Genomic DNA, 16,594 nt, shown 5'->3' on the forward strand with positions numbered 1-16,594 from the left:
GAGTACGTCATTACGCGGTCGCAGCGCAAGCCTTCCGCAATGCCGAACGTTGAAAGCGTAACTATTGTTCTGCGGCCATGCCGGTATGATCTATGCTGAACGGCAGGCGGGGACCAGTCCGGCCCCGTACCCTTAGACGGGAATGCGATGGTGAGCGAACGCGACGAACCGCCCGCGATGGAGGACCTGGCCCGGCGCTATCTGGACCTGTGGCAGGATCAGTGGGCTGCCGTCTGTGCCGATCCGACGGTGGCCGACAGTATGGCGCGGACCATGACGGCTTTCGGACAAACGGCGTTGACGATCAATGGCATGTTGGAACAGACCCTGGGATCGGCCAATGCCGTGAACCCCTGGGCGGACATGATGAAATCGCTGTGGCCCATGGCGGCCGCCGCGAAGGGGGCGGAAACCCATGACGAACGCCAGGAAAAGGCCGGAAGAACCACCGGGGCCCAAGCCGATGCGCCAGGGGCCGAGGCCGCTGGGCCTGCATCTGGGGATGGGGACGACACTGTTGCTGAGCTCGCCGGCCGCATTGCCGCTCTTGAACGCGAACTGGCCGCATTGGCACCCGACGGTTCGCCAGACGGCGGAAAACCTGCGGTGGGAACTGCGCCAAAACCTCGCGCCCGGCGCAAGCCAGCCGGCAAATCCGCCTGACGCACCCCTGCCGACGGAGGCTTTCGCGCCCTTTGCAATGGCGGTGGACAGGGAGATGCGGCGGCGACTCGACCGGTTCCTGACCGGACTGGAGCGTTACCGCCACCACCCGTATCAGCGCGATATTGAGGATGCCCCCACCATCTGGCGCGAGGGTGCCACACGCCTGCTGGAGGTGGGGGGAACGGGCAGGCCGGTTCTGTTCGTGCCGTCGTTGGTCAATCGCGGCTATATCCTGGACCTGTCCTGGCGCAAAAGCCTGCTGCGCTGGCTGGCCGGGCAGGGGGGCGGTGCGGCGGGCGGGGGCGGCATCCGGCCTTTCCTGTTGGAATGGGGGTATCCGGGGGCCGTGGAGCGGGGATACAGCCTGTCCGACGTGGTGGCGGGCCGTCTGATCCGCGCACTGGAGGCCACCTGCGCCCGTGCCGGCGGCCCGGTGACGCTGGTCGGATATTGTATGGGGGGGCTGTTGGCGCTGGGGGCGGCCCTGCGCCGGCCCGATCTGGTATCGGGTTACGTGGCATTGGCCACGCCCTGGGATTTTCATGCCGATGATACCGCGGCAGCACAGCGCACGGCAGCCCTGATCAATCCGTTCGATCCCGTCATGCGCCTGTTGGGCGAACTGCCGGTGGACGCGGTACAGACCCTGTTCGCCACGCTGGACCCGCTGTTGGCCTATAAAAAGTTCAGCCGGTTCGCGACCTTGGACATGGCCAGCGACGAAGCGGATGATTTCGTGGCGTTGGAGGACTGGCTGAATGATGGGGTCACCCTGCCGGCGGCCATTGCGCGGGAATGCCTGACGGGCTGGTACGGGGAGAACACGACCGGGCGGGGCGACTGGCGCGTGGCCGATGCACCGGTCCGTCCCCAGGCGTTGACCTGCCGTTCTTTGGTCATTGTCCCGGCGCGTGACCGTATCGTGCCACCCGCCTCCGCCGCAGCTTTAGGCGGTGCCTTGCCCGGTGCCACCGTCTGGCAGCCCTCCCTGGGTCATATCGGTATGGTGGTCAGCGGCGGTGCCAAGGCTAAGGTCTGGGCGCCGTTGCGGGACTGGTTGCTGGGGGGAAATTGATACAGCCATCAACGCCCGTCGACGCCGCCGTCAGTTCCCCTTACACTGCCCTGCGGATGGTGATGGGAATGATGCAACCTATGAAATTCAAGCAGTTGCTGTAATTTCCTCATCTCAAATCTCGTGCCGATTCGGGAATCACCTTTCTTGTCCCTGCGTTCTGCCCCTGTCCCCCTGCTTTTGCTGCTGCCGGCGCTGCTGGTGGCACCCGTCCTCGCGCAGGAAAAGAAGCCCGATCCGACTAAGCAGTTGCAGCAGGTGGAACGCGACCTGAAGGAGGCCGACAAGGCCAAGGCAGAGCTGGACGCCAGGGCAGAACAGCTGGAAAAGGACCTGGCCGACCTGCGTGCCCGTGCCATTGAGGCGGCGGACCAGCAGCGCACCCAAGCGGACGAACTGGCCCGCCTGGAGAATGCGCTGGGCGATCTGGGGTCGGAGGAGAAGGCCCGGCTGGAGAAAATCGAGGCCGACCGCGCGGCCCTGGCCGATCTGCTGGGCGCGTTGCAGCGCTTGTCGCGCCTGCCGCCGGACACCATGATCGCCGCCCCGCAATCACCCAGCGACACCGTCAAGAGCGCGCTGTTGCTGCGCTCTGCCGTGCCGGAACTGAAAACCCGTGCCGATGCCTTGGCCCAGGAACTTCAGGGGCTGGTCGATCTGCGCCGGCAACTGGCCGAACAGAAGGACAAGGCCGCTCGTGCCGCCGAAAGCCTGACCCTGCGTCAGAAGGATTTGGCGACCCTGGTGGCAAAGCGTGAGGAACTGTCGAAGACGACCGACAGCGAGCGGGCACGGCTCGCGACCGAAATGGCGTCCCTGGCTGACAAGGCCGGCGATCTGAAGGAGCTGATCGAGAAGATCGAGGCGGAGCGCAAGGTCGCCGCCGCGCGCAAGGCCGAGGCCGAGCGCCAGCGTCAGGCCAAGCTGGAGGCCGACCGGGAGCAGCGCGCCCGCGACAAGGTGGCCGGCCTGAAACGCGCCCCGCAGGAGCCACAATCGGCCGGCATCCTGGGCGGTATGGTGGCACCTGTCAGCGGCAAGGTGGTCCGGCGATACGGACAGACCGACGATGTGGGGGCCACCAGCCGGGGCCTGACCTATAGCGGCCGGGCCGGTGGCCCTGTGGTGGCGCCGGCTGACGGAGCGGTGATGTTCGCGGGACCGTTCAAGGGTTACGGGCTTCTCTTGATCCTTGAACATTCCAACGGATATCATTCACTTCTGTCTGGTCTGGGTCGTATCGATGCCCAGGTGGGACAGCGCGTGCTGGGCGGGGAGCCGGTGGGACTTCTGTCGGGGGATGGGGACCCGACATTGTATTATGAGCTGCGGCGCGGTGGTCAGCCGGTCAACCCCGCGCGCGGCCTTGCAGCCTCCGACGGCAAAGGACAAGGTTGAACATGAGCAAGCTCCTCTCCACTGCCGCCATCGCGGCCCTGCTGGCCTTCACACTACCCCTTGGCCCCGTCAGCGTGAGGGCGGATGCCCTGGCGCGTGAGCCGCTGAAATCGGAAACCTACAAGCAGCTGGACCTTTTCGCCGACGTGTTCGAACGCGTCCGGTCCGAATATGTAGAAGAGGTGACAGACGAGCAGCTGATCGAGGCGGCCATTGACGGCATGCTGACCTCACTCGACCCGCACTCATCCTACCTGAACAAGAAGAATTTCGCCGACATGCGGGTGCAGACCCGGGGCGAGTTCGGTGGCCTGGGGATTGAGGTGACAACGGAGAATGGCTTCGTCAAGGTCATCTCCCCCATGGATGACACGCCCGCCGCCCGCGCCGGTGTGCAGCCCGGTGACTTCATTACCCACCTGAATGAGGAGCCGATTGTCGGCCTGTCCCTGAACGAGGCGGTTGAGAAGATGCGCGGCCCTGTGGGCAGTGACATCAAGGTCACCATCCGCCGCGTCAATATGGCGGAACCGATCCAGCTGAACCTGACACGCGCCAGCATCAAGGTGCAATCGGTGCGATTCCGCGCCGAACAGAATGTCGGCTATATCCGCATCTCCAGCTTCAATGAGCAGACGCAGCCCGGCCTGGACAAGGCCATGGCCAAGCTGAAGGAGCAGATGGGGACGAAGCTGATCGGCTATGTCCTGGACCTGCGCAACAATCCTGGCGGTCTGCTGGATCAGGCCGTTTCCGTCTCCGACACGTTCCTGGATAAGGGGCGGGAAATTGTCTCCACGCGCGGGCGCGGCGGCAAGGAGGGCGACCGTTATACGGCCAAACCCGGTGATGTAGCCGATGGCCTGCCCGTCGTGGTGCTGATCAATGGCGGTTCCGCATCGGCGTCGGAAATTGTCGCGGGCGCGCTGCAGGATCACAAGCGGGCCATCGTCATGGGCACGCAGAGCTTCGGCAAGGGATCGGTGCAGACCATCATCCCGTTGCAGGGGCAGCAGAGCGCCATGCGCCTGACCACCTCGCGCTATTACACACCGTCCGGCAAATCGATCCAGCAGCTGGGCATCACCCCGGATATCGAGGTTCAGCCCGCCAAGATTGAAGAACTGGCCGCCGCTGGGCAACGCCGGCGTGAGGCCGACCTGCCCAACGCCTTACGCAACACCGATCAGGGGGCGGCAAGGCCCGCCCCGGCCCCGGCTCCCGCCCCCGGTGCAGCCGCGCAGCCGCCGGCACCCGCTGTCGCCCCGAACCCCGCCGCCACGCCCGTTGCCGCCAATAACAACGCCGACGCGGCGCCCGTGGATTATCAGCTGGCGCGCGCCGTCGATCTGCTGCGGGGGGTGTCAATGTTCAACCAGCCCAAGCACACCAATTAACCCGCAAAGCATCTGAACCGTGGCCTTGTTCCCGCTCGCCAGGAAGAAAAAGAAGGAAGCCGACCCGGCGGATGGCGGAAGTGCCGCCGTATTGGCCTCCCGTCTGGGGGCGAAACGGGACAAGCCGGCCAAGACGCATGACCGCGCCGCCAAGAAGGACCGTAAACGCTGGTCGTTTGGCGGCAAGGGCAAGAAGGCCAAGGGGGGTGACGACCTGGATCTGGCCTTCATGGCTGATGATGCCGGGCCTGCCGACGATGGCGATGATGCCACACCCAAGAGCGCCCGAAGACTGCCCAGACCATCGCCGCCGGCAATTGCCGCCATGGCCCTGGTCTTGGTACTGGCCGGTACCGCCGGCTGGCTGGCGATTGAAGCGCCGCACACGATGGAGCGGTTGAGCGCCGCGCGGGGGCCGGGGCGGGCCGTTCCCGTGCTGCTGCCCGATGGCTCGCCGCGCTTTGCCGATATGGCGGCGGTGGCGGCCCCGGCGGAAGATGCGCCGCTTGACCCGGTCGATGTGCCAGTGACCCTGACCCCGTCGCGCAATGATCAGTTGCTGGAACGGTTGCGGGTGGGCCGGGTGCCACGGGTGGCAGCGGATGGTACGACCGCCTGGCAATATTACGCGCGCCCCTTCCCACAAGATGACAAGCGCCCGCGCATCGCCATCGTGGTGACGGGCCTGGGTCAGGTGGCGGCGGCCACGCATGAGGCCATCGACCGGCTGCCCGGCGCCGTCACCTTCGCCTTCAACCCCCTGGGTGAGAATTTGCAGGCGCAGGTGGATGAAGCGCGCGGCAAAGGCCACGAAGTGCTGCTGTCGGTACCGATGCAGCCCCTTGGATATCCCGCCAACGATCCCGGCCCGAATACGCTTCTGTCCAACCTGTCGGATGAAGAGAATGCCCGGCGGCTGGAGGCCAGTCTGGCCGCCTTCACCGGCTATGTCGGCGTGACGTCGAAGACCGACAGCGGCACCGATTTCCTGACCCAGCGCGAAAGCCTGCGCGGCGTGCTGTTACAGGTGCAGCGTCGGGGGTTGGTCTATCTCGACCTGTGGCAGGTGTCGGGCAGCAAGGCGGCATCGGTCGCCAAGGAACTGTCTCTGCCCCGCGCCATTAGCGATTTGCAGATCGACCGCATCCCGTCCGGTATCGGCATCGACGCACAGCTGGCGCAACTGGAACGGTTGGCGCAGGCCAATGGCGTTGCTGTTGGTTTTGTTGAAGTGACCAACCCGGTCAGCATGGAACGCCTATCGGCATGGTCGGCCAGTCTGCGTGATAGGGGTATTGTCCTGGCCCCGGTGACAGCCATCGTCAACCGGCAGGCGGACCGCTGATCCGTCAAGCGCTCACGGGCCGCTGCATCATCATCGCCTTGGAAACGACCAGGGCAATATTCTCCCCATCCACCTCAAACGATTTGTTGGCGGTGCGGGGCAGGGGGATTTTGATCTTGCGGCAGAACACGATCAGCATGGCGGCGATCTCATTCTCATCCATTTCCACTTCGCGATAGGTGGTGGACCCCATCGCCTGCACCTTGACGCCCAGCACCAGCGGATCGGAACCCCGTATGACGATGGGACCCAGCAGACCCGGCGGCTGCTTGGTGGGAAACAGTTCGCGATAGGTTTTCACGGCCTCCCGGATGGCTTCCGGGGAAAACATGATGTGGCGGCTGTCGACGATCATCGGGGGGAATATTTCCGGTCAGGCAATGAATGGCACGAATGTCGCAGACCAAGGTCGGGGATGAATTTACACACGGCTTCCGGCGATTTTGGGCGCAGAATGTGGCGTGGTGATCGCTGGCTTTTCTATCCCAATCGTACAGGTCGATCCATAAGCGGATGGGAATAGACTACCTGGCGCTACTACCCCAAGCGGAAAAATAAGGGGAGGCTACAAAATGACCGGTCGCTATCAGGCCATGCATGCGCAGTCGCTTTCGGACCCGGCGGGATTCTGGGCGGATGCCGCACGGGCCATCGATTGGGATGCCTTTCCCACCACCATCCTGGATGACAGCGACAAGCCCTTCTATCGCTGGTATCGCGGCGGACGGCTGAATATCTGCCATAACGCGCTGGACCGGCATGTGGCGGGCGGGCGGGCGGATCAAGCCGCCCTGATCTATGACAGCCCCGTCACCGGCGTGAAACAGACCCTGACCTACGCTCAGTTGCTGGACAAGGTCGCGCGCTTTGCGGGTGTCCTGCGCGATCTGGGGGTGGGGAAGGGTGACCGGGTCATCATCTATATGCCCATGATCCCGGAGGCGGTGATGGGCATGCTGGCCTGCGCCCGCATCGGGGCCGTACATTCCGTAGTATTCGGCGGCTTCGCCCCGCATGAACTCGCGACCCGCATCAATGACGTCACGCCGAAGGCTATCCTTTCCGCCTCCTGTGGGATCGAGGGGACGAAGGTCCTGCCCTACAAACCCATGCTGGATGCCGCCATCGACCAGGCTAGCCACAAGCCCGACCATTGCGTGATCTTCCAGCGTCCGCAGTCGGCAGCAGGCCTTGTACCCGGCCGCGATGTCGATTGGGCCATGGCCGCCGCCGTGGCGGAACCGGCGGCCTGCGTCAGCATGGAGGCAACGGACCCGCTCTATGTGCTCTACACCTCCGGCACGACGGGACAACCCAAGGGGGTGGTGCGGGATACCGGCGGCTATGCCGTTGCCCTGAAATGGACCATGGAGCATTTTTATGGCGTCAAGCCAGGGGAAGTATTCTGGGCTGCCAGCGATGTCGGCTGGGTCGTGGGGCACAGCTATATCGTCTATGGCCCGTTGCTGCATGGCTGCACCACCCTGGTTTATGAGGGCAAACCTGTGGGCACGCCGGATGCGGGTGCCTTCTGGCGGGTGATTTCCGACCATAAGGTGTCGGTGCAGTTCACAGCCCCTACAGCCTTCCGCGCCATCAAGCGAGAGGACCCGAACGGCGAATTGCTGGGCCAGTACGACATGTCGTGCCTGCGCGCCCTGTTCCTGGCGGGTGAACGCTCAGACCCCGACACGTTGAACTGGGCAGAAACCCACCTGAAGGTGCCGGTCATTGATCATTGGTGGCAGACGGAGACCGGGTGGCCAGTCGCGGGCAATCCGCTGGGCATCGACCTGATGAAGGTGAAATATGGCAGCACGGCTGTCCCGCTGCCCGGATGGGATATCCGTGTGCTGGCCCCAGACGGAACAGAGGTGAAGCGGGGTGACATCGGCGCCATCGTGGCCAAACTGCCCCTGCCGCCGGGCACCCTGCCCACGCTTTGGAACGCCCGCGACCGCTTCTTCAAAAGCTATCTGGCCGACTTCCCCGGTTACTACCAGACGTCCGACGCCGGTTTCATCGACGAGGATGGATACATCTATGTCATGGCCCGCACCGACGACATCATCAATGTCGCGGGGCACCGCCTGTCGACCGGGGCGATGGAAGAGGTGCTGTCGGGCCACCCGGACGTGGCGGAATGCGCCGTGATCGGCGTGGCTGACGACCTGAAAGGCCAGTTGCCGCTGGGGTTTGTCGTATTGAAGCGCGGTGTGGACCGGCCCCATGCCGACATCATTAAGGAAGTGGTGAAGAAGGTGCGGGACGAGATCGGCCCCGTCGCCGCCTTCAAACAGGCCCTGGTGGTGGAGCGCCTGCCCAAGACCCGGTCGGGCAAGATCCTGCGCGGCACCATGCAGAAGATCGCCGACAGCGAGGCATGGAAGATGCCCGCCACCATCGATGACCCCGCCATTCTGGAGGAGATCGGCGAAGCGCTGAAATTCGCCGGCTATGCGAAAGGATAGGACAAGGGGTGCGTTAATTCGGCAACAATGATGACGATTTCTTTACGGTTATCGTTGTCATGCCGACAAGCCCCGTTGACCGGACCGCCGCCCACACATAGGGTCCTCTTGCTCGTTCGGCAGAGTTGAACGGGTGGGGCTTCAGGGAAACGGGTAAAAAATAGAGGGCCGCCAACGTAGCGGCCCTCTTTTTATTTGGCACTTGCTGTCAGCGCCGGGAAGGTGCCTTTGCAGCATCTTCCGGCAACAGACCTGACATTACGCAGCTGCTGCCGCTGTGGCTGGCAGGGCGACCGGCGTCAGATTGTTGATCTGAATGGTGCGGGGCTTCATGGCTTCCGGCACCTCTCGCACCAGCTCGATATGCAGCAGGCCGTTTTCCAGGGCGGCATTGTTGACGCGGATATGGTCGGCCAACTGGAAGCGTCGTTCGAAAGCGCGGCCAGCGATACCGCGATGCAGGAAGGTGCCGCCCTGCTGTTCCTTGGCCTTGCCCTGCACGATCAGCAGGTTGGGGTGTGCGGTGATTTCCAGATCACCCATGCCAAAACCGGCGACCGCCATGGTGATGCGGTAATTATCGTCGCCCAGCTTTTCGATATTGTACGGGGGGTAGGCGTTCTGGCTGTTATCCTCGCCATTCAGCGCGCTTTCCAGCAGGCGCGTCACACGGTCGAAGCCGACGGTGGAACGGAACAGCGGCGACAGGTCATAGCTACGCATAGGTATCCTCCAAGAGCGATACGTTTGAGATACGGGGTTCCCGACATCGGCCAACCCCTTGTTTTTGTGAAGGTTTCCGGCCCCTTCCAAGGGCGCCGTCCTCACACTGCAAGACTTAAGAAACCTCCAGCACCCCTTCAAGGGGCGTCAGCCAAAAAAATTGGTCACATGATGCAAAGGCACAGGCGGACGCCCGGTACCTACTTTCGCCGCAATTGTCAGCCGGGATGGAAGGCCCCACACTGATGTAACGACACGGGCCTGCCGAATGGCGGTGGGCCGGGAAGGAGCAGCGGGTGAACGGACCGACAGCCTTCTTCAATCGCGCCTATGACGAGACCATGACCCTTCTCGTCGAGGCGCGGAATTATGTCGCCTACCAGGAGGCGGCGGATCAGCGCGGCCTGCCGCCCACCGTCCGTCTTCAGGTATCCTATGAAAGCATGCGGGTGACCAGCCGCCTGACCCAGGTCATGGCTTGGATGTTGGCGCAGAAGGCCGTGCATGCGGGGGAACTGACCCAGGCTCAGGCGGTGGGTGATGATTATGCGCTGTCGGGCGGGGCCATCTGTGCCGACCCGTCGGGGCCGGACAATCTGCTGCTGCCATCGGCCCTGCGTTCCCTGCTGGAGCGTAGCCACAGCCTTTACATGCGCACGACGCGCCTGGAAGAAATGGTCCGGCGCGCCGTTGCCTGACGGGCGGCGCGATGCCGCCCGTCTGTCAGTCGAACAGGGCGTCGATATCCGCCTGGGAGATGCTGGCCGGCTTGCCTTCCTGCGGGCCGTGCAGCGCCAGACCATCGTCATGCTTGGAAATATCGGGCGGCAGGGGCAGGGCCTCGAATTCCTTGCTGTTCCACACCGACATCATGCCGTCGATACGTTCTTCGATGAAGGCCAGGGCCTGCACCACCTTGGTGATGCGCTGGCCTGTCAGATCCTGGAAGTTACAGGCTTCGAAGATGCGGAGCGTGACGTCGTTCAGGTCCTTCAGGCGGCTGCTCTGGTAGCCTTCGGGCAGCTGCGACCGCACTTCGTTGACAATATCCTCAATCTCCTCGGCGGCGGAGATGATACTGTTCGTCGCGGTTTCGGTGGCGCGGACCACGGCGGACAGCTGCTCGCTGGCCTCCATGAACGTGTCCTGGTTCGACAACGGATGGCGAAGGGCCGCCATCTCCACCTTCGTGGCCTTGATGCGGCCTGCGATATCGGAAATTTCGATCTGAATTTTTTCGATCTGGGTATGATCGACGGTCAAGAAGCGGTCCAGCTTGGCACCCAGCGCGCCGATGGCCGCCATCACCTCGCTATTGTCCATTTCCACATGGACGGGGGCCGGCGGCGGCGGGGGAAGGGTGGGGCCAAGGGCTGCCACGTCACCGCCACGGTTTGGTGCCTTCTTGGCCATCTGGATTTCCGCCATGAAGGGCCGTCGCGGCGTCTGCACCATTCCCATTTCTCCCCCGTCACACAAGAACGCCGTCACCCGACCTGTCCAAAAGACTTCATACCATCGGGTGCGGTAACTGCTTTTGCACTGTGACCGATGCGGCGGGCGCCTGCAAGACGGGATCAATGACCAAAAGATGAAGATGGTGAACCGGCACTCACGCCGTTTTTCCGCCTTCATCGCGGATCCAGCGGCAACCGGTCGGGCCGGTGCCCGCCGCCAGCGCCTTTGCAAGGGCGGGCAGCAGGTCGGACAGGCTCTCTTCCGTCTTCCAGGGCGGGTTCACCAGGATCAGGCCGGACCCGTTCAGCCGGTCGGACCGGTCATCATCGGACCAGCAAAGTTCAGCCGCCAGCATCTTCGGGATGCCGGTATCTTCCAGCATCTGGTGGAACCGCCACACAGCGGCCCGGTCCTTCACCGGGTACCAGAGCAGATATTGCCCCGTGGCCCAGCGGCGATGGGCCAGCGCCAGGGCTGCCACCATCCGCTCATACTCGTCCGGTGCCTCGAATGGCGGGTCGATAACGACCAGACCGCGTCTTTCCTTGGGCGGCAGGTGCGCCTTCAGCGACAGCCAGCCATCCATGTGGTGCACCGCCACCTGCGTATCGCCCCGGAACAAGGTCCGCAGTGTCTGCACATCCTCGGCATGGAGTTCGGCCAGCAGCAGCCGGTCCTGTTCCCGCATCATCATGCGGGTGATCAGGGGGGAACCAGGATAGGTGCGGATCGGGGCCACACCGTCATTCAACCGGGTCAGTAGATCGAGATAGGGTTTTGCTGCTTCCGGCAACTGATCGGCACCGCCATCGGCCAATACACGGCGAATGCCGCGCAGCGCCTCCCCCGTGCGGGTGGCGGCCTGATCATCCAGGTCATAGCGGCCGATGCCGGCATGGGTGTCCAGCACGAAGAAAGGCGTATCCTTGGTCCGCAGGCGGTCCAGCAGCCAGGCCAGTACGGCATGCTTCATGACATCGGCGGCATTGCCGGCATGGAAGATATGGCGGTAATTCATCTCAGGCGTTCTTCGTGATGGTCTGCGCCTTGACCGGATTGGTCACGCCCAGGCGGGTTTCGCGGACTGTGATGTAGACGCCGCTGGCAATCACGATCAAGGCCCCGACCGCCACCGCCGGGTGCGGCACCTCACCCCAGATCAGGAAGCCATAGCCGGTGGCCCACAGCATGGCAGTGTAATCGAACGGCGCGATCACCGCCACCGGTGCCCCGCGATAGGCCGTGGTCAATAGTACCTGCGCCAACCCGCCGACAATGCCCAGCAGCGCCAGCATCGCGGCATCCTGAGGCGTCGGCACCACGAATTCCCGCGACATGGCGATGCCGGCCACGATGATACCCGTGGCCATGAAATAGAACACGATGCTGGTGCTGGGTTCAGTGGCGGAAAGCCGCCGCACGGAAATCATGGCACAGGCCGCCAGGAAGGAGGAGGTGAGGCCAAACAGACTGCCGACCGCCTGCGTCCCGCCCGTCATGATGCCATGGATCAGGGTGGCGTCGGGCCGCACCATGATCAGCACGCCGGAAAAGCCCACGATCAGGGCCAGCGTGCGCCGCCACCGCACCTTTTCGCCCAGAACCAGCACGCCCAGCGTGGTGGTCCATAAAGGGGCGGTGAAGGCCAGCGCCGAGGCATTGGCCAGCGGCAGATAGGTGATGGCGGTAAAGCCGCAGGTCATGGAAATGACGCCGATGATGCTGCGCGCCAGATGTCCCAGGGGCCGTTTTGTGCGCAGCGACGTCAACCCGCCCGCCCGCCAGATCAGCGGCAGCAGGACCACCATGGCGAACAGGGCGCGGAAGAAAATGATCTGGCTGACCGGATAGCGTCCGCCCAGCCATTTGATACTGGCATTCATGGCGCTGAACAGGGCGACAGCGGCAATCATCGCCAGGATGGCGCGGACGACAGGGGACAAGGTGGAAAGGCGCGGCATGGACAGGCGGTTTCAGCGACCGTGATGACAGAACATCATGGGTGCGCCAAACCATGACCTGAAACCAGCCGAGCCTTCACATGGCTGACATGGGCGACGGCATTGATTTTATTTTAAAGATTATCCCGTCGGCGCCATGCGCCCAGCAGGAAGGGGTTCAGCCGACGGGCGTCGCCTCGTCATGCTTTTCAAAGGCGCGACGGGTACGCGGGCCAACGGCGGGCGGATCGCTGACATCGCACTTGCCGGCGGTGCTGATCAGATCGGCGCTGCCCTGCGCACCCAGGCTGACCAACTGGTTCTTGACCTTGCACTGATACGCAGCCGCCTTGATGCCCGTCGACCCGTTATAGCGGGTAACGGCGGCGGCCCAGCTGCCCGTTTCGCGGCGCAGGCTGACCAAATACTTGGCGGCATAGCGGACATTGGCTTCCGGGTTCACGATCTTCTCGACCGGGCGGAAAGCCTGCTTGTGATGGGCCAGCGACAGCTGCATGCAGCCGGCATAGACATTGCCGCGCAGGTTGCCCTGATTGTCGCGCAGATAGGTGGCGGCCTCCGCCTCCGTCCGCGGGAACATGACGCGACCGCGCACATTCATGATGAACGGGCTGGGTGTGCCACCGCCGCCGCTTTCCACAAGCGACACGGCCATCAGGATACCCTTGGGAATGTTGAATTCCTTTTCCGCATCGACAATGTGGTCCAGGCAACCAGCGCGGGCCGGAATAGCCAGTATCATCAGGCCGATCAGGAAGGTAAAGGCGAGGAGCAGGCGGGAGTCCGGGCGGGAGCGGGTGGCAACGCGGGATTGGCGCATCGTCATCTCAATCGTCCCCTCTGGTTCCGGTCATCCGTGACGGGTTGCCCCGTCGGTTTTTCCCGCTTTCCTGCGGGCCCTGCAATCAGGCCACCGTTACTCAAATGCGGCGGCCGCTCCCTCAAAGTCACCGGCTTCATGCACCGGCCGCATAGCAATCCCAGAATTGGCGCATTGGGTCAACAAAGAATCGTCCTGATTGATGCGTCTTTGTCACAGATCAAAGAAAATAGGGTCTGGAACGCCCCTGCAAGCCGCCTGTCAGGGAACGACGGACATGCTATAGGGCGGTTGAACAGGTTTCATATTTCCATGCCCGCCCCAGGATTCGCCATGTCCGACGCTATCGCCCGTGCCTATGACCTGCTGGACGCCCAGGATCGCGCCGGTGCCATCGCCGTGCTGCGGGCCGATGACGGGGCAGAGGCGGCGGGCCTGTTGGGTGAGTTGCTGTTGGAAGAAGGACAGGCGACGGCGGCAGCGGACGCCCTGTCCCGCGCCGTGGCGGCCGATGCCGGCCACATCCCGTGGCGCCGCGCGCTTGTAACCGCTTTGATGGCTGCGGGGCAGGGCGAAGCGGCGCTGGCCCAATGCCGGGACCTGCTGACCCGCCGGCCTGACGATGCGGTGGGGCAGGTGCGGATGGCGCGGCTGCTGCTGGACCGGGGTGACCGTGATGCCGCCCTTGACCATGCGCGGGAGGCCCGGTTCTTGGCCAAGGGCGATCTGGAGATCACCACGGCCACAGCCGCCATTCTGACCGACGCGGATGAGGCGTTGAGTGCGGTGGAGATGCTGGATGCCGCCCTGCGGCAGGTGCATCCGGCTGACCCGGCGCAGCCCTGGGGCTGGGTGGCGCTGGGCAAGGCCTGGCTGCATCTGGGCGAACCGGAGAAAGCGGCCAAGGCCTGGCAGGAAGCCCTGGACCTGGACGAGGCTGACCCCGCTGGCGCTGCACCCCTGCTGGCCGGTTTGGCTGGGGCAGGGGCACAGACCAGCCTTCCGCCGGCCTTTGTCCGCGCCCTGTTCGATACCTATGCCGACCGCTTTGACCGGGAACTGGTGGGCAAGCTGCGCTATGACGCGCCGCAGGCCCTGCGGCAATTGCTGCTGGACCAGGGCAACCTGACGGGCCTGCGCGTGCTGGACGCTGGCTGCGGCACCGGTCTGGCCGGTGTAGCGGTTCGCGACATGGCCGCCTATCTGGCCGGGTTTGACCTATCCCCGCGCATGGTGGACAAGGCGCGTGGCCGGGATGTCTATGATGCGCTGTGGGTGGGGGAACTGGTGGCGTCCATGGCCGATCGTCCCGACGCTTTCGATCTGGTCCTGGCGGCGGATGTGCTGGTCTATGTGGGCGATCTGATGCCGGTGATGGAGGCTGCTGCCAAGACCCTGGTTTCCGGCGGTCGTTTCGCCTTTACCTGTGAACGCAGCGACGGGCCGGGATTTCAGCTGCATGAGGGTCGGCGCTTCGCGCATGGGCAGGCACATATAAAGGATGCAGTGGATGCTGCCGGTCTGACCTTGACCCACCTCACCCATCACAGCACCCGTATCGACCGGGGACAGCCGGTTCCGGGCTGGATCGCGCTGGTCACCAAGGCCTGATCAGGCGACGGTGACCGTCCAGGGATCATCCCGCCCTTCAATATGCCATTCGGCCAGCAGGTCGCCATTATCCAGGCCCGTCAGGGTCAGGTAGTTGCGCTTGGCCATCAGCCGGTTGCCATCCGCGTCCATTGGTTCCATGGACAGGGTCAGCCGGTCGAACAGGCTTTCGCGCCGCCCGGCCAGCCGTTCCATCACGCTGACGCCAAATCCCTCCGGCGGTGGGTGGACGATGCCGGAACTGACCAGCTGCCGGATGCGCAGGCCGGGTGCAGACAGCAGGCCGTGGGCCGCCAGATGCACCTCCCCCGACAGGATGGTCACGCGCACGCCGCTGCGCCGCGCGAAATCGGCGATCATGCGCAGGACACGCAGCCACTCCTCCCGGTGCGCTGGGCTGCGCCATTGATCGCGCAGGTCATCTTCCATGGCCTGCCGCCCCGGCAGCAGGTTCAAGAACCGTTCCGCCAGCCCGAAACTGGGGAAGATCAGCGGCACCGACGACATCAGCAGCAGGTGACGGCAGGACGCGAACCGTTCCAGCCACTCCGGCAGGGCGGCCAAGGTCCCGGGCGACATCACCCGGTCCTCTGTCCGCTCACTGCGCAGGTCGGGGGCCAGCACGCCGACACCGTTCAGCATCACGGCCTGGCTGAAGGATGGCGGCCCATCGGCCAGCAGGGTGTCGGCGGGATCATCATCACCCATGCCAATCTGAAACAGGCGAAAGGCGCGGCGCGCCGCCCCATAGATTGCCTGATAGGCGGGGCTGTCCAGCAGCTCCGGCGGGTGAGAGCCCCAGCCGTCAATAATGTCATGGTCGTCCCACATGCACAGCGCCGCGACGCCGCTTTGCAGGGCCGCCGGCTCGGCTTGAGTCCAGGCATGCAGGTATGTCGCCAGATACCAGGCTTCCAGCTGTGCCGCCAGATCAGGGCCGGCGGACAGGCCCAGCCGCTTCATCAGCTTGGCCACCGACAGGCTGCGCAGGGCCGGCACCCGTTCCCACAATCCGTCGGCATAGACCTGATCGCCGCCCATCAGCAGCAGATGGACGGGGCTGGCCCGATGCCGGCTCAGCAGGCGTGCCCACAGGGCGTTGCGTCGCAACCCCGCCGCCTCGATACTGTCCTCATCCTCGCAGCCGCCACAGCTGACAAAGCTGATGCGCGGCGCAATGGCGGTTCCAGGAACGGACAGCATCCACCGTCGCTCTTCCTCCGCGAAACCATAGGAGGCGCGGCCATCCTGAAGTCCGCGCGGCACCGCGAAATCATACCGCCACAGGCGTAGCGTGCCGGGCGGGCAGGGCACGCCCACCGGACCCACGGGCGGCATGTCCTTCCATTCATGCAGGAAGCGCGGGGGTACAGCCAGGGTGACGCCTTCTACCCGCAGGTCGGGCGGCTCCGCATCGCCGGCCAGCAGGAACAAGGCCGACACGCGCCAGCGCTGCCCCGACCCGGTCGCCCCCTGGGCACCGCGGGCGCGCAGCAGGGGCCCCATCAGAATGACGGGCGGTTCCATCTTCTGTCGGGAACGCCGGGGTGAAGGAGGGGGCGGGGAACTCATCATCCTCGAAATGCGGTGGCGGGCGGGAAAGGTCAAGCCTGTAACGGTTTGACAAGGCTCACAGGCCAAGTCGACATCCCCGCTTTTTCCCATTGCC

General features: G+C 64.3%; 15 protein-coding genes. 8 read left to right on the top strand and 7 right to left on the bottom strand.

Translation table 11 applies throughout. From position 1 onward, the window contains the following. The first annotated feature begins 147 nt into the window (after positions 1–147). From ABC729_RS04795 to ABC729_RS04815, 5 genes are all read left to right on the top strand, one after another. Entirely contained in the window at positions 148–663 is a 516-nt protein-coding gene (locus ABC729_RS04795) for a hypothetical protein (RefSeq protein ID WP_495606503.1), read from the top strand. 55 nt (positions 664–718) lie between these two features. Beyond that, positions 719–1,741, top strand: a complete 1,023-nt coding sequence (locus ABC729_RS04800; protein WP_495606504.1) for an alpha/beta fold hydrolase — start codon at positions 719–721, stop codon at positions 1,739–1,741. A 147-nt stretch (positions 1,742–1,888) separates the two neighbouring features. Further along, positions 1,889–3,139, top strand: a complete 1,251-nt coding sequence (locus ABC729_RS04805; RefSeq protein WP_495606505.1) for a murein hydrolase activator EnvC family protein — start codon at positions 1,889–1,891, stop codon at positions 3,137–3,139. Between the two features lie 2 nt (positions 3,140–3,141). Further along, positions 3,142–4,536 carry a S41 family peptidase gene (locus ABC729_RS04810; protein ID WP_495606506.1) on the top strand — a complete coding sequence of 465 codons (1,395 nt, stop codon included), beginning with the start codon at positions 3,142–3,144 and terminating at the stop codon, positions 4,534–4,536. Positions 4,537–4,555: 19 nt separating this feature from the next. Continuing rightward, positions 4,556–5,881: a divergent polysaccharide deacetylase family protein gene (locus tag ABC729_RS04815; protein ID WP_495606507.1), complete on the top strand. Its 1,326-nt coding sequence runs from the start codon at positions 4,556–4,558 to the stop codon at positions 5,879–5,881. A 4-nt stretch (positions 5,882–5,885) separates the two neighbouring features. Here the strand turns inward: ABC729_RS04815 and ABC729_RS04820 are convergent, their stop codons facing one another. Further along, positions 5,886–6,236 (bottom strand): hypothetical protein, encoded by a 351-nt coding sequence (locus ABC729_RS04820; protein WP_495606508.1) that lies wholly within the window; start codon positions 6,234–6,236, stop codon positions 5,886–5,888. A gap of 217 nt (positions 6,237–6,453) precedes the next feature. On the opposite strand from ABC729_RS04820, the gene ABC729_RS04825 reads away from it, so the two are divergent. Further along, positions 6,454–8,352 (top strand): propionyl-CoA synthetase, encoded by a 1,899-nt coding sequence (locus ABC729_RS04825; RefSeq protein ID WP_495606509.1) that lies wholly within the window; start codon positions 6,454–6,456, stop codon positions 8,350–8,352. 258 nt (positions 8,353–8,610) lie between these two features. Here ABC729_RS04825 and ABC729_RS04830 read toward each other — a convergent pair whose 3' ends face one another. Further along, the gene (locus ABC729_RS04830) at positions 8,611–9,075 is read right to left on the bottom strand and encodes an Hsp20 family protein (protein ID WP_495606510.1); all 465 of its coding nucleotides are present in this window, start codon (positions 9,073–9,075) and stop codon (positions 8,611–8,613) included. A 296-nt stretch (positions 9,076–9,371) separates the two neighbouring features. Between ABC729_RS04830 and ABC729_RS04835 the strand changes: the two genes are divergently transcribed. Continuing rightward, a complete protein-coding gene (locus tag ABC729_RS04835; protein ID WP_495606511.1) occupies positions 9,372–9,773 on the top strand; it encodes a DUF1465 family protein in 402 nt (133 codons plus the stop codon). A 25-nt stretch (positions 9,774–9,798) separates the two neighbouring features. On the opposite strand, the gene ABC729_RS04840 is transcribed toward ABC729_RS04835, so the two are convergent. From ABC729_RS04840 to ABC729_RS04855, 4 genes are all read right to left on the bottom strand, one after another. Continuing rightward, the gene (locus ABC729_RS04840; protein ID WP_495606512.1) at positions 9,799–10,530 is read right to left on the bottom strand and encodes a protein phosphatase CheZ; all 732 of its coding nucleotides are present in this window, start codon (positions 10,528–10,530) and stop codon (positions 9,799–9,801) included. A 157-nt stretch (positions 10,531–10,687) separates the two neighbouring features. Further along, complete coding sequence (locus tag ABC729_RS04845; RefSeq protein ID WP_495606513.1) at positions 10,688–11,551, bottom strand: 23S rRNA (adenine(2030)-N(6))-methyltransferase RlmJ; 864 nt, start codon at positions 11,549–11,551, stop codon at positions 10,688–10,690. Position 11,552: 1 nt separating this feature from the next. Further along, on the bottom strand, positions 11,553–12,494 hold the full coding sequence (locus tag ABC729_RS04850) for a DMT family transporter (protein ID WP_495606514.1): 942 nt from the start codon (positions 12,492–12,494) through the stop codon (positions 11,553–11,555). Between the two features lie 157 nt (positions 12,495–12,651). Then, on the bottom strand, positions 12,652–13,320 hold the full coding sequence (locus ABC729_RS04855; RefSeq protein ID WP_495606515.1) for a transglycosylase SLT domain-containing protein: 669 nt from the start codon (positions 13,318–13,320) through the stop codon (positions 12,652–12,654). A gap of 327 nt (positions 13,321–13,647) precedes the next feature. On the opposite strand from ABC729_RS04855, the gene ABC729_RS04860 reads away from it, so the two are divergent. After that, positions 13,648–14,925 carry a methyltransferase domain-containing protein gene (locus ABC729_RS04860; protein WP_495606516.1) on the top strand — a complete coding sequence of 426 codons (1,278 nt, stop codon included), beginning with the start codon at positions 13,648–13,650 and terminating at the stop codon, positions 14,923–14,925. Here ABC729_RS04860 and ABC729_RS04865 read toward each other — a convergent pair whose 3' ends face one another. Then, positions 14,926–16,452, bottom strand: coding sequence for an alkaline phosphatase D family protein (locus tag ABC729_RS04865; protein ID WP_495606517.1), 1,527 nt, complete (start codon positions 16,450–16,452; stop codon positions 14,926–14,928). Between the last annotated feature and the right edge of the window lie 142 nt (positions 16,453–16,594).

The organism is Niveispirillum sp. CC-CTL257 (genome assembly GCF_059489915.1).

Bases quoted from the DNA above. Each gene is read 5' to 3' on its own strand.
- ABC729_RS04795 (WP_495606503.1), top strand. From the start codon at position 148: ATGGTGAGCGAACGCGACGAACCGCCCGCGATGGAGGACCTGGCCCGG.
- ABC729_RS04800 (WP_495606504.1), top strand. From the start codon at position 719: ATGCGGCGGCGACTCGACCGGTTCCTGACCGGACTGGAGCGTTACCGC.
- ABC729_RS04810 (WP_495606506.1), top strand. From the start codon at position 3,142: ATGAGCAAGCTCCTCTCCACTGCCGCCATCGCGGCCCTGCTGGCCTTC.
- ABC729_RS04820 (WP_495606508.1), bottom strand. From the start codon at position 6,236: ATGATCGTCGACAGCCGCCACATCATGTTTTCCCCGGAAGCCATCCGG.
- ABC729_RS04825 (WP_495606509.1), top strand. From the start codon at position 6,454: ATGACCGGTCGCTATCAGGCCATGCATGCGCAGTCGCTTTCGGACCCG.
- ABC729_RS04830 (WP_495606510.1), bottom strand. From the start codon at position 9,075: ATGCGTAGCTATGACCTGTCGCCGCTGTTCCGTTCCACCGTCGGCTTC.
- ABC729_RS04840 (WP_495606512.1), bottom strand. From the start codon at position 10,530: ATGGTGCAGACGCCGCGACGGCCCTTCATGGCGGAAATCCAGATGGCC.
- ABC729_RS04845 (WP_495606513.1), bottom strand. From the start codon at position 11,551: ATGAATTACCGCCATATCTTCCATGCCGGCAATGCCGCCGATGTCATG.
- ABC729_RS04850 (WP_495606514.1), bottom strand. From the start codon at position 12,494: ATGCCGCGCCTTTCCACCTTGTCCCCTGTCGTCCGCGCCATCCTGGCG.
- ABC729_RS04855 (WP_495606515.1), bottom strand. From the start codon at position 13,320: ATGACGATGCGCCAATCCCGCGTTGCCACCCGCTCCCGCCCGGACTCC.
- ABC729_RS04860 (WP_495606516.1), top strand. From the start codon at position 13,648: ATGTCCGACGCTATCGCCCGTGCCTATGACCTGCTGGACGCCCAGGAT.
- ABC729_RS04865 (WP_495606517.1), bottom strand. From the start codon at position 16,452: ATGGAACCGCCCGTCATTCTGATGGGGCCCCTGCTGCGCGCCCGCGGT.